8 protein-coding genes are annotated in these 16,706 nt (G+C 55.5%); 1 reads left to right on the forward strand and 7 read right to left on the reverse strand.

Annotation, left to right across the window (positions count from 1 at the left end):
- Positions 1-30: 30 nt before the first annotated feature.
- Both xylA and VGM48_RS15310 read right to left on the reverse strand, forming a co-directional pair.
- Complete coding sequence (xylA, locus tag VGM48_RS15305; protein WP_331580598.1) at positions 31-1,359, reverse strand: xylose isomerase; 1,329 nt, start codon at positions 1,357-1,359, stop codon at positions 31-33.
- A gap of 12 nt (positions 1,360-1,371) precedes the next feature.
- Entirely contained in the window at positions 1,372-2,832 is a 1,461-nt protein-coding gene (locus tag VGM48_RS15310) for a xylulokinase (RefSeq protein ID WP_331580600.1), read from the reverse strand.
- Positions 2,833-3,237: 405 nt separating this feature from the next.
- Between VGM48_RS15310 and VGM48_RS15315 the strand changes: the two genes are divergently transcribed.
- On the forward strand, positions 3,238-4,269 hold the full coding sequence (locus VGM48_RS15315) for a LacI family DNA-binding transcriptional regulator (RefSeq protein WP_331580602.1): 1,032 nt from the start codon (positions 3,238-3,240) through the stop codon (positions 4,267-4,269).
- 101 nt (positions 4,270-4,370) lie between these two features.
- On the opposite strand, the gene VGM48_RS15320 is transcribed toward VGM48_RS15315, so the two are convergent.
- The 5 genes from VGM48_RS15320 to VGM48_RS15340 all read right to left on the reverse strand — a co-directional run bounded on the left by VGM48_RS15320 (position 4,371) and on the right by VGM48_RS15340 (position 16,598).
- Positions 4,371-8,084, reverse strand: coding sequence for a two-component regulator propeller domain-containing protein (locus tag VGM48_RS15320; protein WP_331580604.1), 3,714 nt, complete (start codon positions 8,082-8,084; stop codon positions 4,371-4,373).
- A gap of 199 nt (positions 8,085-8,283) precedes the next feature.
- Positions 8,284-11,919 carry a BamA/TamA family outer membrane protein gene (locus VGM48_RS15325; protein ID WP_331580606.1) on the reverse strand — a complete coding sequence of 1,212 codons (3,636 nt, stop codon included), beginning with the start codon at positions 11,917-11,919 and terminating at the stop codon, positions 8,284-8,286.
- A gap of 42 nt (positions 11,920-11,961) precedes the next feature.
- Positions 11,962-12,744 carry an SdiA-regulated domain-containing protein gene (locus VGM48_RS15330; protein WP_331580608.1) on the reverse strand — a complete coding sequence of 261 codons (783 nt, stop codon included), beginning with the start codon at positions 12,742-12,744 and terminating at the stop codon, positions 11,962-11,964.
- 157 nt (positions 12,745-12,901) lie between these two features.
- Positions 12,902-15,304: a GAF domain-containing protein gene (locus VGM48_RS15335; RefSeq protein ID WP_331580610.1), complete on the reverse strand. Its 2,403-nt coding sequence runs from the start codon at positions 15,302-15,304 to the stop codon at positions 12,902-12,904.
- Positions 15,305-15,356: 52 nt separating this feature from the next.
- Positions 15,357-16,598: a Pycsar system effector family protein gene (locus VGM48_RS15340; protein WP_331580612.1), complete on the reverse strand. Its 1,242-nt coding sequence runs from the start codon at positions 16,596-16,598 to the stop codon at positions 15,357-15,359.
- Positions 16,599-16,706: the final 108 nt, after the last annotated feature.

The following is a 16,706-nucleotide window of genomic DNA, read 5'->3' on the forward strand; positions in this document are numbered from 1 at the left end:
CCCCGGCCCACGCGGGCGGCTTCCAAAAATCTAAATATAACGATTTATAAGATTCTCCAGATACTCCTGTCTTCCGCTGATCGTCTTCGGTTCCCCCTTGGCGACAGCATAGTTCCGCAGGTCTTCCAGACTCAGCTTCCCCTTCTCGAAAGCCGCTCCCTCACCCCCGTCAAAGGACGCATACCGCTCGGCGCGCACCTTCCCGTAATCCGAACCTTGGAGCACCGCATCGGCCACCAGCAACGCACGCGCAAACGTATCCACGCCGCCGATATGCGCATGGAAAAGATCCTCGGGGTCCGTGGAATTCCGCCGCCGCTTGGCATCGAAATTGATCCCGCCGCCCTGGAAACCGCCGCCTTCGAGGATGATCAGCAACGCCTCGACAAGCTCGTTGATATTGTTGGGGAACTGATCCGTATCCCATCCATTTTGATAGTCTCCGCGGTTCGCATCCATCGAACCAAGCATCCCGGCATCCATACAGACCTGCAGTTCATGCGTAAAGGTATGGCCCGCCAGCGTCGCATGGTTCACCTCGATGTTCAGCTTGAAGTCCTTCAACAGGTCATATTGCCGCAAAAAGCCGATCACCGTTGCGCTGTCATAGTCATACTGATGTTTGGTTGGCTCACAAGGCTTCGGCTCGATAAAGAAGGTGCCGGTAAAACCCTGCTTCCGCGCATAGTCCTTCGCCGTATGCAGAAAACGTGCGAGATGCTCCTGCTCCCGCTTCATATTCGTATTGAGCAGGCTCATATATCCTTCCCGCCCGCCCCAGAACACATAATTCTGCCCGCCAAGCGCGATCGTCGCATCCAGCGCCGCCTTCACCTGCGCCCCGGCATGCGCCAGAACATGAAAATCAGGGTTGGTGGCCGCACCGTTCATATACCGGCGATTCGAAAAAAGATTTGCCGTACCCCATAACAACTTCACCCCGCTGGCCGCCTGCTTCTCCTTCGCATAGTCGACCATCGCCTGAAGCCGCTTCTCGTTCTCGGCCACATCGTTCGTATAGTCCACTACATCGACATCATGAAAGCAATAAAAAGGCAGCCCCAGCTTCGTCATAAACTCAAATGCTGCATCCATCTTATCCTTCGCCCGGCCCACAGCATCGCTCTTCTCATTCCAGGGATAAAGATGCGTCGGCTCGCCAAATGGATCGGCGCCATTGCCGACAAAAGAATGCCAATAGGCCACCGCAAATCGCAAATGGTCTTTCATCGGCTTACCGGCAACCACTTTATTCGCGTCATACCAACGATAGGCAAGCGCATTGTCGGTCTTGGGCCCCTCATAGCGGATCTCTCCTATTCCTTTAAAAAATTCCTTCTGTCCCGTGATTACTGGCATAGCTATATATTTTTAAGGTAAATATTTCCTCCATTCTCCATACAAAGCATCATAAACTCCGGCTTGTGTCGGTTCGATCAGCTGCACCGGCTTCAACCCCGCAAAAGCCTCCTTGCCGTCCCGGTAGATGCCGGCGCCGATACCCGCGCCGATCGCCGCCCCAATGCTCCCGTCGCTGTTATACAGTTCCACCGGCACGTTGGTGGCGTTGACAAAAGCGGCGGCAAACACCGGACTCTTGAACATATTCGCCTTGCCCGCCCGGATCACCCCGGGATTCATCCCGTTCCCCCGCATGATATCCAGGCCATACCGGAACGCAAACGCGATCCCTTCCTGCCCCGCCCGGTAAAGATGCGCGGCGCCATGCACGTTCAGGTCGATGTCCCGCACCTGCGCCCCCGGGATAGTATTGTAAAAGATCCGCTCCGCGCCATTGCCAAACGGCAACACCTTCAAGCCCGCCGCTCCCGCCGCCAGCCGCGCAGCCGCTTCGTTCAGTTCCTCATAGTCTCCCTTCGACAGATCCCTTACCCAGCGGTTAAGGATACCCGTACCGTTGATACAAAGCAGCACACCCACCCGCCGCGCCTCGGGCGAATAATTCACATGGGCAAAACTGTTTACTCTTGACCCGGGATCAAACGTCAATGCATCACTCACTCCGTAAATGACGCCCGAGGTACCGGCCGTAGCCGCCACCTCACCCGGTTCCAAAACATTTAAGGATAAAGCATTATTCAGCTGGTCCCCCGCCTTGTAGGTCACGGGGATCCCTTTCTTCAACCCCAATGCCGCGGCGACTTCCGCCCTCACCCCACCACACTCCGAAAACAAGGGCCGCACCGCCGGCACCAGCGCCCGGTCAAAACCGAAAAAGCGGAATACATCCTCCGATAACCCATCGGCAGCAAAATCCCAGAATATCCCTTCCGATAAAGCAGAAATAGTCGTCGTCGCCTCCCCCGTCAGCCGCATCGCAATAAAATCCCCCGGCAAAAGGAACCGGTCCACGCGCTCATATACGGCGGGCTCGTTCTCCTTCACCCACGCCAGCTTCGCCGCGGTAAAATTCCCCGGCGAATTCAACAGCCGCTCCAGACAACGCTCCTCGCCAATGGCTGCAAACGCGCGATCCCCATAAGGCACCGCGCGGCTGTCGCACCAGATGATGCTGTCCCGCAACACCCGCTGCTCCTTATCCACCAACACAAGCCCATGCATCTGATACGCGATCCCAATCGCCGCAATATCGGTCGGGTCATATCCCCCCGCCGCATGCGCGCGCCGTATCGCCTCCTGCACATACTCCCACCACAGCTCCGGCGATTGCTCGGCCCAACCCGGCTGCTTCGCAACAATGCCCGCTTCCTCATCCGGAAACTGCGCCGTAGCCAGCACCCGGTGCGTAGCAGCATCCGTAACAGCAACTTTAATGGAAGATGTACCCAGGTCAATGCCTAATAACAACATGGAGCAATCATTTTTTTATCCGTCAGCCCGTCGGTAAAGCCCCGCTCTCTGCGCAGCCGGCGCACCCCAAACCACGCAACCCCTCTCGCCTTCGCACCCGGCGCTCCGCAAACCGCGAAACCCCTCTCGCCTTCGCACCCGGCGCTCCGCAATCCGCGCAACCCCTCTCGCCTTCGCACCCGGCGCTCCGCAAACCGCGAAACCCCTCTCGCCTTCGCACCCGGCGCTCCACAAATCTCGCGCGCGCGCCACCGCAACCGGCGCTCCCCCAATCTCGGGCCGGTAAATATAACGCCGATTTCCCGGAATTGTAACCGATTGCATTATTTTTTTTAAAATCCTTAATTTTAAGCACTTATTTTAGGCCCCGGGCCAAAAAAGCTCGCTTATAATCGCCCCCACATTATGACCGGCAAAAAAGACATCACAATATACGACATCGCACGTGTCCTCGGCCTATCCCCCGCAACCGTAAGCCGCGGCCTCAAAGACCACCCCGCCATCAATATAAAGACCCGCAAACGGATCATGGACACCGCCCGCGAAATGGGCTACCGCTCCAACAGCTTCGCCTCCAACCTCCGGATGCAAAAGACCAACACCATCGGCATCATCGTCCACGAGATAAAAAGCCAGTTCATCAGCTCCGTACTCGCCGGCATCGAAAAAGTAGCGACAGAAGCCGGGTACGATCTCATTATCGGCCACTCCTCCGAAACATTCCGCAAGGAAGCCTCCAACGCCCATAACCTTTTTCATAAACGCGTCGACGGACTCATCGCCTCCCTCGCCTTCGACACCCACGACATGGACCACTTCCAACCCTTCGTACAAAAAGGCATCCCCATCGTCTTTTTCGATCGCGTCGAAGACTTCCCCTACGGCACCCGCGTCGTGATCGACAACGTCCGCGCTGGCTACGAAGCAACCGCCCATCTCGCCTCCCAGGGCTGCCGCCGCATCGCCCATATCACCGCAAGCCTCGCCCGTAACGTCTATGCCGGCCGGCTCAAAGGATACCAGCAGGCCCTCACCGACTTCGGCCTCACCCATGACCCCGAACTCATCATCGTCAATGACCTCAGCGAAGCAGCAGCCATCCGAACCGCCAAACAGATCGCCGCCATGAACCCCCGGCCCGACGGGGTATTCACCACAAATGACTTCTTCGCCGCCGTCTTCCTCCAAACCCTGAAAGAAGAAGGCATCAGGGTTCCCGAAGACATCGCCATCGTCGGCTTCAACAACGACGCCATCGCCCGCATCATCCAACCCAAACTCTCCACCATCAACTATCCCGGCGAAGAAATGGGCGAACAGGCAGCCCGCAGCCTGCTCGATCAGCTGGCAGGCCTATCCTCCGCCCGGACGACAGATACCATCATCATCCGCAGCGAACTGATCATCAGGGAATCCTCCCTCCACCGTAAAGTTTAAGAAAAAAAAGTCGCCGCTCGCCGTCACCCGGCCATATGGCGCCAACCGCTAGTCGTCACCCGGCTCTATGGCGTCGACCGCTCGCCGTCGCCCGCCGCTGGTCACCCGATCCGGCTCGCCCTGGGCTGAACCGCCCATTTCTTCAGCAGTCTCATCAACTCATCAAGCCGCACCGGCTTGCTGATATAATCATCCATGCCCGCCTCGATACAGTCCTCCCGGTCCCCGCGCATGGCATTGGCCGTTAGCGCAACGATCACCGGCTGATGACCCCTCCGGTGACGGATCTGCCGCGTCGCCTCCAACCCATCCATCTCCGGCATCTGCACATCCATCAGGATCATCTCATATTCCTTCCGCTTGATGGCATCGACGGCAAGAACGCCGTTCTCCACACAGTCCGGCTCATAGCCGAGGTTGCCCAATATCTGGCGGATCAACTGCTGATTGATAATATTATCTTCCGCAACGAGGATACTCAGCGGGTAGTGCTTCGCAAAATCCGTGGCCATCTTCTCCACCCCATCGATTTCCTCCTTCTCCTGCAACGACAACGCCTCTCCCGCCCGGCTCAATATCGTAAAACTAAATACCGTCCCCTGCTCCGGCTGGCTCTTCACCGCGATCTGCCCGCCCATCAACGCCACCAGCTTCTCCGTGATCGCAAGCCCCAGACCCGTCCCGCCATATTTTCGGGTCGTCGAAGAATCCACCTGCGAAAACGACTTGAACAGCATCCCGATCTTCTCCTCCGGGATACCGATACCCGTATCCTTTACCTCGAAACACAGCTGCATCATTCCCACAGCGTCCTCCGCCAACAAATGCACCCGAAGGAAGATCTCCCCCTCATGCGTGAATTTCACCGCATTGCTCACCAGGTTCATCAGAACCTGTCTCAACCGCAACGCATCCCCGACGATAAAAGGCGGAACTTCCTCGCCGATATGATACCGCAGCCGCAACCCGGACTTGCTGGCCTTCTCATAAAAAAGATCCAGCACCCCCTCGATACATCTCTGCAACTCGAAGCTGCGCTGCTCGATCTCCATCTTACCCGAATCGATCTTGGAATAGTCAAGAATATCATTGATAACACTCAGCAGGCTCTCGCCGCAATTGAGGATGGTCGAATTGTATTCACGCTGCTGCGGCGTCAGCGTCGTCTGAGCCAGCAACGAGGCCATCCCGATAACCCCGTTCATCGGTGTCCGGATCTCATGGCTCATCGTGGCAAGAAAAACGCTCTTCGCCTTATTGGCTTCTTCCGCTTCTTCTCTCGCCTTTCGCTCCTCCAGCGTAAGACTCGTCAACCGCTCCGTCCGCTCCTGCACCTGCCGCTCCAACTCCCGCGTAAGCGAATTCATCGTGTTTATCCGCAACCGGTAATAGACGATCCCCGCGCCGATGATCACCAGCACGAGCAATATCCGGAACCACCAGGTCATCCAAAAAGCCGGCGTGATCTGCACCTGCAGCGTAAGGACCTTGTCCGACCACTCCCCATCGTTGTTCATGCCCTTTACCTTGAACGTATACGTGGCAGGATCAAGGTTCGTATACGTAGCGCTTCGCTCCAGACCGACATAGTTCCAGCTCTTGTCAAATCCTTCGAGCATATACGCATACTGTTTCTTGTCTGGACTGGTATAGTTCAGGGACGCAAAGAAAAAACTGAAGACGCTGCTCTTATACGGCAACACGATCCGCTGCGCCTCCGTGATGGCGGTGTTCAGCGGCGAATGCACCTTCCCATTACCCCCGATCGGCACCTCCCGGTTAAACACCTGGAAGTTGGTCATCACCAGCGGCGGGTCAAAGGAAACCGTCTTCACATTCAGCGGATCGATCACGTTGAAACCATTGATGCCCCCGAAATAAAGCAACCCTTCCCGGCTCTTGCAATACGCCTGTTCCTTGAACTCGTTGGCCTGCAAACCATCCGCGACCCCAAAATTCTGTATTCGGTGATGCGCGATATCCCAACGGCAGATGCCCTTGTTCGTACTGATCCAGAGACAACCCAGCGTATCTTCGATGACGCCAAAGGTCACATCATCAGGAAGGCCGTCCTTCGTAGTGAAAGTCGTGAACCGGTTCGCATTTATCTCATAACGGCTCAGCCCTTCCGTCGTGCTGATCCACAACTCACCCTCCCTGGCCTCGACAATGTTGTTGATATTGTCGCTGCAAAGACTGTTTGGGTCGTCGGAATGCTTGTAATGCGCAAAATTTCCCGTCAGCGGATCAAAAAGATCGACGCCGCCCCCATCCGTCCCGATCCAAAGCCTTCCTTTACTGTCCTCGAGTATCGAATGGACCATATCGTTGGAAAGACTGTGAGGGTCACCTTCCCGGTGACGGTAATGGATAAACCCCCTATGACCTGGATCATATAACTCCAAACCCCCACCATAAGTAGCGATCCAGACCCGGTGCTGCCGGTCCTCGCAGATATCCCAGATATTGTTGCTCTTCAACGCCCGCGGATTGTCCCCTTCGGCCTTGAAATGGGTATACCGGTTGGTCTTGCGATTGTAGATCGACAATCCGTCCGCCCAACTGCCAAACCACATATTCCCCTTGCTGTCTTCCATGACGTCAAGGATATAGTCGCCGCAAATGCTTTGCGAATTGTTTGGATCATGCCGGAAATGCGTGAACCGGTCCGTCTTCCGGTCAAAAAGATTTACCCCGCCACCGTCGGTCGCGATCCACAGGTTGTTATGCAGATCCTCATAGATGCGCAGGATATGATTGTCGCTTAAACTGTACGGCGACGAATTATGCCGGTACAACGCAAATCGCCGCGTATCCGAATTCACAAGATCGAGCCCACCGCTGAAAGAACCCAACCACATATTTTTCTTCGAATCCCGGTAAATTCCATAAAGAGAATTGGTGCCGATGCTGGAAGCATCCACATCGTCATGCAGAAAATGATGCAGGACACCCGCCGTGTCGAAAATGATAAGCCCGTCATTCTCCGTTCCGACCCAAAGATTTCCGTCCCCATCCTCCGCCAGCGTATTGATGGTGTTATTCGTGATCCCGACACTATTGCCACTCCCGCCGCCCGCCACGTTGTCCTTCCGGAAATGCACAAACCCCCCGGTCGCCCGGTCAAAAAGCTCGAGCCCCGTATACGTTCCCACCCAAAGCCGATGGCGGCTATCCTCGAAAAGCGCGGAAATGGAATTGTTCATCAACGACCGGGGGTTCTTCGCATCATGCGCGTAATGCCGGAAACCATTCGTCGGCCGCTCGAAAAGATCAAGCCCGCCATCGATCGTTCCGACCCAGATTTGGTGGTCCCCATCCATGCAAAGCGACTTGACACAGTTATTGGCAAGACTCGCCGGGTCGTTGTCCCGATGTATATACCGCACAAACGATCCCGTGCCCGTATCCATCCGGTTCAACCCCGCATCCTCCGTCCCCACCCAGATAGTCCCCCTGCTGTCCCGCATAAGACAAAGCACCAGGTCACTCGAAAGACTAAGCGGATTGTTGGGGTCATGCCGGTAATGAACGAATTCATTGGTCTTCCGGTCATACCGGTCCAGCCCTCCACCCCAGGTGCCGATCCAGAGATAGCCCTTACTATCCTCGACGATAGCATTCACCACGTTGTTGGACAAGCTTTTATCATCACCCACCTTGTTCTTGAAAACAGTAAAGGTATAGCCGTCGTACCGGTTTAAGCCCTCCCTCGTCCCAAACCACATAAACCCACGGCTATCCTGCAACGCGCACATCACGTTGCTGTGCGAAAGTCCCTTGGTTGTCCCCAGATGCTCAAAAGAAAGATGCATGTGCTGAGCGGGAACAACAAAGAAAAGGAGCAGGCACAACCAACAAGACAATAATCGCCTCAGAAGATACATCATAATACAAATCGGACGGGGTTCCGTGGAAAACGCCCCCCTCGTCCGATTTATTGTAAATTATCATAAAGCATTCCGGCCCCCATACGACATCGGTATCGCCCCAATCAAATCATCACCTAATCCATTAATACTGAAAGCCTAGCTTAATAATTGCCACACCCCCGTCCGAGCCCTGTCCATAGCTGGCCGACAAAACCAGCTTCCTCAACGGACTGATCCAAAGTCCGCCCCCATAGCCGTCATGCCACTTATTGCTCTTTTCCCCCTGCTGCCACACCCTGCCCACATCGTTGAAAAACAACAATCCAAACGAGCCGGGAAACAGATAGGTGCTGAATTCGGTCAACTTGATCCGCAGGTCGATGTTGTGATAAAAACTCTCCCCGCCCGTGAACCGGTCCTTTCGGTATCCCCGCAGATTCTCCAGCGAACCCAGCGTCTGCGCCTGATAGAATTCATAGTTCCCAAAACTCTTCCCCCAACCCAGCCGGTTGGCAATGACAAAATTCCCCCGGGTATTGAAGCTAGTATACACCGCCACATCGCTGTTCAACCGGGAATACGCATGACTCGCATCATTAAGGCCCCCATATGTCCCGAACTTCGTCTCCCAGAAAATTCCCCGGGATGGCATCAGCTTGTCGTTCCGGTCATCCACGACAACCGCCGCCCGGCCACCCGCGTAGTCCCTGTCCCCGTATAGTTCCCCCGGATTCAGCCCGTTGGAAGGCGCCTGGTTGATAAATCGGTCGAAATTCTGTGCACTGTCCACCGAGAAGCGTTCAATGGCCGGACCCACCGCGATCGAAAATACCGACCCAAACCGCTTCCGCAATTGCACATCCGCCTCATAACTGTTGTACCTCGCCCGGTAGTACCGCACCCCTTCCTTCGCATTCTTATCAAACACCGTTTCATTCCCAAACCCAAAGAAATTGATCGTATTGTTCGGCGCCTTTACATCCGCATGCAGCAGGAAGTCCAGGGAACCCACCGCGTGAATCGCCTCGAAGCTGTATCTGAAGATATACGCCTCCGTCAACAGGGAGTGCGAAGCCATCAGGGTCTGAACGGTCTTATACGGTTCCTTATGAAAACCCTGCGTCGTATACCGGAATCCCGCGCCGATAAAGATGCCGTCATCCGGGTTATAAGCCACGCTCAGCAAGGGCGCGATCACATTGTATTTATAGCCTAGCCGGTCATACGCATTCACCGCCGGATCAGGGGACAGGAATTCCCGCTGCGCACCCTTCCCCTCGAAGACATTCTTCTCCGTGCTCAGATCATAGATGCGGGTCTTCACCGCCGGCGCATCCGCTTCGTTGCGATAAACATCGTTCCCCGGTCCGCCGATGATCCGCACCACCGTAGCCCCGCCATCGGCGCCATGGATATGGAATTGGTCATCGCCACCACGCCCATACAGCCGCAGTTCATGCGTCACCTCCGAAGAGAACGTCCGCTCATACAGCTTCTTGGCTTCCTTGCCATCCTTATTGATCTTATAAACGGTGACCACGACCGTGTCCCTGCCTTTCCGCTCGACATCGAAAAGTTCCTGCTTATCGCTGCCATAGATACCCACCGTCCCCGATAGGAACCGGTAGTAAGTGACCACCTCGTCGACATAATATTTGCGGCGCTCCTTCAGCTTCGCGATGATGGAGTTCATCGAATACCGTGCCGTCGCGGGCTGCAGTTTCAACGCCGCCTCGATAAGCGAATCGGTCATCGTCGCCAGGACTTCCTCCGCGTCTTTCCGCCAGTCCGCCTCCGTCATCTCGTTCAGGTAGTTGCGGTCAAAATTCCTCGCGGCATAGTTGTAGCTCTTGATATTTCTCGCCTTCGCCCGGAAACCCTGCAGCTGCGGGGTAACCCAGGCCGAACCCGCGATCCACGGGAGGATCCCCTCATTGATAAAAAACGGCTGGTCGCGGTCTCGCGGGACAGGACTCAGCGTTTTTCCCTTCCCGTTATCCTCCTGCATCCAGCGCCACTGGTCCTCATGCCGGTCGAAGTCCATCACGAAGATATCCAGCAGCCGCGCCCGCAGCGCCCGTCGCTGATCTATCGTATTGTCATTATCCTTTCGCAACAGGTCTTCGACATCATTCATATTGTAGGTCTTCTTCCCATTCCCCGGTTCTCGTTCCTCGATCATCGCGAAAAGATTTCCATAGTCTTCTCTGAAGCGGCCCAGCCGGGGATCATCCGGCACAAACACCAGCTTCGGGCTCGCATGCGGGACATGCAAAGCCTCGGCTATCGGCGGGATCGACAAAGCAGCATAAGGATAGGACGCCGAGATCCCGTCGGACACCAGGTCCTTTACAAATTCATCACCCTGCAACGCCACGGGCAACGCCTCATTCGTAACATATTTCTTTACGCCCCGCAGGACATACTGCTCGCCCTTTGCATTCACCATCCTCAGACTCCGGGTCTGAAGACCCCCGCCCCGTTCCAGCGGCGTCCACCCCGTCATATCGAATACCTTCACCTTGATGGGTGCTGCCCATTCCTTCCGGTAGTTGCGCCCCAGCAGCCAGCGCTTGAATCCGCCCGCGAGAAACTCACTGTCCCCCGTCACCGTCACGCTGTCGGGAAAGCTGCGGACGATCGCCGTCGTATCGACACGCGGTAACAAAGGCGGCACCGCAGCCGTATAAAAGGTCTGGTCCAGGTCCTTCGAATCCGCCGTATAGAACCGGATCTCGCTCTTCCCGCTGGCATGCAGCTCGATAGTCGCAAACCCGAGATCCTCCCGGGCCATCAGCGAATACGCGCCCTTCCTCACCCGGGTCTCCTTCGAGCCCGCACCGCTCACCACATAATACACGCTGTCATGTTGCAAAAGCTGCAACGTATGCTCATGCCCGGCTACATGGATGATATTGCTATGCCCCCGGATGATGGATTCCAGGTCCTCCCGCATCTCCTTATACCGGGGATTCTTCGTATCCTGCACACTCCCAAACACCCCACGCGATATCGGGTAGATCGACCCGATCACCGGCAACGGGATATACAATCCGGAATTCAGGTCCGTCAGCGGGAAGATATGCTGCTTCAACGTATAGTATCCGCCATGCTCTCCATGCGTGTAAAAAGGATGATGCATCGCCAGCACGATCAGCCGGTCGGGATACAGGCCGACGATATCCTTCAGCGCATTCATGATCGACTTGGGATCCTTGCACTCACAGCCCGACTCGAGTCCCGGCCGGTCCTTCTCGTCCTGCAGCCACCACTGGCTGTCCATGCAGACAAGCACCATCTTATTCCCAAGCGGAACCGCCACCGGCCCCGGACACCCACCCTTGGGAAGAAGGTCCACATTCGGCATCCCCAGCGAGGCGATATAGTCCTCTTCGTTCTTCACCTGCTGCAAGCCCCCCGGCTTCCCCCTCCGCCAGTCATGATTGCCGGGAACAAAAAACGCCTTCGCGGCCTTCCCCGCCACGACCGACACCTGGTAGTCCAGGATCCGCTTCGCCGCTTCGAGGCTCGCCGAACCGTCGCCCGGCATTCCCTGCGGGTAGATATTGTCTCCCAGATAGACCAGCACATTGCTGCTGTCATTCCAGTTGACATGCTGTTTTAGCCAGTCACAGACAGGATGGTGCCCGTCCTTCAATTCCCCCGCGTCCCCCACGAGGAACATCCGCTGGATGACGGGATCGGTTTGGCCGTACACCGCGTTCACGCTGGCTACGGTGATAAGTACAAGGCTGATGGTTCTTACTATTCGTCTCATGTTGATCAAATTTATGTACCCGCCCGATACGCCCATGGCGTTTTAAGGCTTATAGGAAAAGAAAAGAACATTCGCATTTCCCTGCGCCCCTTCATTGGAGATATACATATTCCCCTTCGCGTCGAACGCCAGACCCTCCGGCTGCTTGAAAAGCCCCGGATTCAGATCATACATCTCCTTCACCTTCCACTGATCGTCCAGCACCAGCAACACCTTGTTCACCGAAGAGATGATGTACCACTCCTTCGTTATCGGATGCCGCGCCAGACAGGACGGATGGAATTTTATTTTTTTATGGATACTCTTCAGCTTCGACGGCGATACCTCGATAAGAAAATGATCCGTCACCCGCAGAACATGCTTAGCATCGTACCGCAGCACATACGCCGACACCTCATCCCGCTGATCGTCATCCGGGCAGTTCTTGCACATCGCGATCAGCTTCCCGCCCTCATCGCCATAAAGCCCTTCATATTCCCCGCGCGGCAGGATATGTTCATAGATCTTCACCCCCTTATTATCCCCCGCACCGACCATCCCAGCAGGAAAAACAAACAGACTCCCGTCGCTTCGCAGCACCACAAACTCCTTATGATCCAGCACCGTCACATCCTCATAATCGCCATGCTTGCCAAACTTCCAGCTGGGGTACCGCCCATCGCCGGGATGGAAATAAAAAAGCCGCCCCGTCTCATCTTCGATAGCATACAGGGTATCGGCATTGTTGTGTAAAAAGGTGATCCCCGAGATCTCATGAAGGGACTCGCTCAGCACCGTCTTCTTCGGCGACCCCAGATCATATCCATGCGGCGACGGCACCAGCACGGCAGCCGGATTTACCTTTTCCTTAGGCGGCTGCTTTCCGCCTCCGCAAGATGCAATAGCAATAGCCAAAAATACGGGTAAGAGTATAATAGTTCGATTGATCATCAACGTTGCACGGCATCGGCCGCAGTCCTATCTCCGTCGCAGGTCCCACCGATCAGCCTTGCACGGCCTTATCCATCACCGCAACCCGTCCCATCGCATCAGCCGCGGCCGCCGGCCACAGCACCCCCACCCGAAGCGCCCGCAACCCGCTCACCCCCTGCAACTCCTCCAACTCAAGATGCTCCACCTCCACGCCAAGGATCTCCTTCTCCTGCAGATACCGGATATACCCCTCATATTCCTCACCCTCGCGATCATTGAAATAAATGATGGCGACCTTCCCGGGCTGCGTAAGCCGTTCGTTCGTATCCCTCACCCGCACCTTATCGATGCGCTTCTTCACCACCTGGTAACGGATATTATATCCCCCCTCCACATCGAATCGCCGCTCATCCTTTCGGAAACTGATGTCTATCGACGCGGAATGAACGAATATCAACTGTGTCGTCAACAACGGTTCGGCCATCTGCGGCAACAGGTTATGCGTCTGCAATGCCACCAGCGCCATCGACTTCAGCTGCCAAAGCCGGAGATTCCGCAGATACAGCAGGTCGAAGGTCCTCCCCGGCGAGATCGACTGCCCGATATAAATATCATATTCGACCCCATCGGTCCGGAATTTCTCGAAGTAAAAAGGATAGGATTGCTGCAGCTCCGCGATGGAGTCCTCCAGCTGCCCGTTCACCGTCTTGTTGACAAGCTGGATACAGGACTCCAGCTCCCGCCGGTGGCGAAAGGCCTCTCCATCCGGCTCCGCCGTAGCCTTAAGATAGGGGGTGATCAGATCGGCAAGGTCCGGTCTCGTCTCCCGGAAATGCACCAGGAAGAAATCCACCTTGTCCCGGAGGAAATTGTTCAGGTTCATCTCATCGGCCGTCGTCAGCGCACCGTTCATGGCCAACTGCCATTTCTGGGTCTGGTGGAGCAGCTCGTCAAGCAACTGCAGGCTCACCACCTTTTGCAACGACAACAGGGTCTCGCCAAGGATCCGGAATTGGGTCTGCAGATCCCGTCGCAACGCACTGTTCCGCTCGAGGGTCGAATTGCGGATATCGATAGCCCCATACAGGGGATAAATGTCTTTGAAATAGATGGTCTCCACCGAAGCGGGCTCGATCCCCATCTCCAGCATCCGCTCATAATGCCAGGCCGCTTCATTGAACTTCCATTCCACCGCGGGCTGTATCGAGGTGAAATTCTCTTTGACGATCGTCTTCAGATCGGCATCAAACTCGTCGATGCCCCGCTGTAGCAACTGCGCGATCAGGGGGATCACGCTATCGAGCCGTTCCAGCAGGCCGGCTTTCACCACGCCTTCCTCCCTGGCCGAAATTTCCAGCACACCCGCCTGCCGGTTATTATAATACACCGGTATCAGCCCGTAAGAAACGATCCCCGCACGCCGCAGGGTCTCGAGAAAGAAATATTCTCCCTTTTCTCTTGGGGGAAGGGTCTCGTATAACAAAAGCCGCGGCTCCTTGAAGTATTGATTCACCAGGCACAGATAGGTCTCCTCCGTCTCTTTGTCGCTCTCCGCCGCTTCCCCGAGGATACTGTGATAACAGCTCGTCTCCGAATAGACCGGCCGGCCATTCACCAGCAGCAGCGGCAAAAGCCCGAAGTTCACGTCATTGGTCCCCGCAAGCACGTTGAGATATCGGATCACCTCCGCCTGATGACTGTTCCCGCCACCAAGATCCGGACTGAGGATCAGGTTCTTGATGCTTTCGACGACATACTCCTGGGTGACATCCGTCACCGTGATCGCCGAGATGCCTTCGAAGACAAAGGCGTCAAGCGGCAGATGCTCGAGCAGCCAGGGGATCGCTTCCTTCGACGGCTTCGACCCCAGTTCCTCCAGATCGAGCGGCGGGACCCCGTTCTTTGCCGATACCTCGATAAACCGGTTGTCGATATTCAGCCGGAAATAACCGGGCAGCCCCGTCGCCTCATTGCGCAGGCTGCGGATCACCGTATTGCCCGCGGGAAGGTTATAATCGTATACCTGCCGCAAGATCATCGAAAAGACCAGCTCCAGGTTCACCTTCGTCCGCACCTGGTTCTTTCCATCGAGCATACAGACCTTCACCTCCTTGGTCAATGGGTCGCGCAACTTGTCATAGAAAAGTTCGGTGCCGTAGACGATCACCGGCTTCACCGGCACCCCAAGCGCCCAGGCCGTATCCCGTTCATCGGCCACCGCCGGAAAGATAACGGTATAGATCAACTCCAGCAGGTCGCCAAACTGGCCGATCTCCTCGAGTTCGATAAGGTGCTTTCCCCTTAGGCGCTCTTCAAAATGATGAATGACAAATTCCAGGAACTTGACCCGCATGGTCTTGTCCTCCTGACGGCGCTTCTTCAAAAAATTGATAAACCCGTCAAAGGATAACCGGGAATCCACCTGCCCCGCACCCTCCAATTCCTTGACGATATGAAAAACAGCATTCTGCATAAATTTATTGCCCCGGGCTTTTTAGCCGTGGCCACCTCCTTTAAAAGAATTTTCATTTGGTCGGAAAAGTCGGGAAAGCAAGCGCGGCGATCAGAAAGGCCAGTACCGAAGCGATAAGGCCATACATGAACACATTGTAGGAAAGCCTCAGCCAGCGGTACTTCTTTCCAAGGGCGATCCCCTGAAAATAGACGTCCCGGATAAGGCTGCCATACAAAAAGTCGCGATCATCCATCATGATCAGCATCCCGCTGGCGTACTGCTCGAGGCTCATCCGGTAAAAATTGCCAAAGAACAGCAGGTTCACTTTTTTCTCGTCGAGATCCGCCTGGCTGAACGTACCCGGCGGAATATGCGGCCTCGTGGCCAGAATGGAGAAGATGATCGTAACCAGGTTCACCGCAAGCAACAGGGTCGCCGGAATGGCAAGATTGGTGTGATCCTCGATCTTCCGGAGCAACAGGCTCAGCAATACGGAAATGATGATCGAATTCACCTGAATGAGAATATGCGCCTTGCTGTCCGCCTGCGAACTGAGCTTTTGATTGTTGTTGCTCGTGATCCGGAATACCGTATCGATTCCGCGGCCCGGATCCTTTTTCTTTTCCTTCTTCTTGTCCATCGGTTGCTGCTGCTCCTGTCTGCTCTCCTCCAGTCCGTGCTCCCGTAACAGGGTATCTATGGCGTTACCTCCCGCATCCGGGTCCTTCGCTCTTAGCTTCATAAGGTTCTCATGCTGCTTCTCGTTCAGCAGCAGCCGGCAATAGTCGGTGTAGTACTGGTGCGCCTCCAGGAACCGGATCGTACTCCGGCGCCATTCATCCTTGCTGATCTTCCGGCCCTGAACCGCCTCCGCCTCCTTGCGCATCAACTTGTTCCGGTCACTGAACTCGTCCGTCCCCAGATGATAAAGGTCCGCATCGCAAACAATCTGCTCGGACAACCCCACCGCCCGCTGCGGCAACTGGGTCGCGATGATACACCGCTTGACGGCCTCGATCACCCCAAATTCCACTCCCGTACCCTCCAGGAAGGACTGCACCATCCGCGCACCCCGCTCCTCATGCCCAGCCCCTGGCCCCGTCAGATACCCGATATCATGAAACCAGGCCGCCACAGATACGGTAAAAAAATCCCCATCGCTCAGCTGATAATGCTGCGCGATCTGCGTCGCTGCCTCTACAACCCCCTCCGTATGCCGTAGATCATGGTAGTACAGCTTGTCGTTTGCCTGTGCGTCGTATAAAGACCTGACATAGTGCTCAGCCTGCTCCAATACGGTTTGATGATCCATGGTGACAAATTAACAAATTCCCTGCGTTTCTGTTTGAATTCTGAATAATATGACAACAATATCTGCTTAATCGACATAAGATTTTTTCGCGCCACTTGCTCCGCCCGT

This window comes from Puia sp., from assembly GCF_036500295.1.
Taxonomy (GTDB): Bacteria; Bacteroidota; Bacteroidia; order Chitinophagales; family Chitinophagaceae; genus Puia.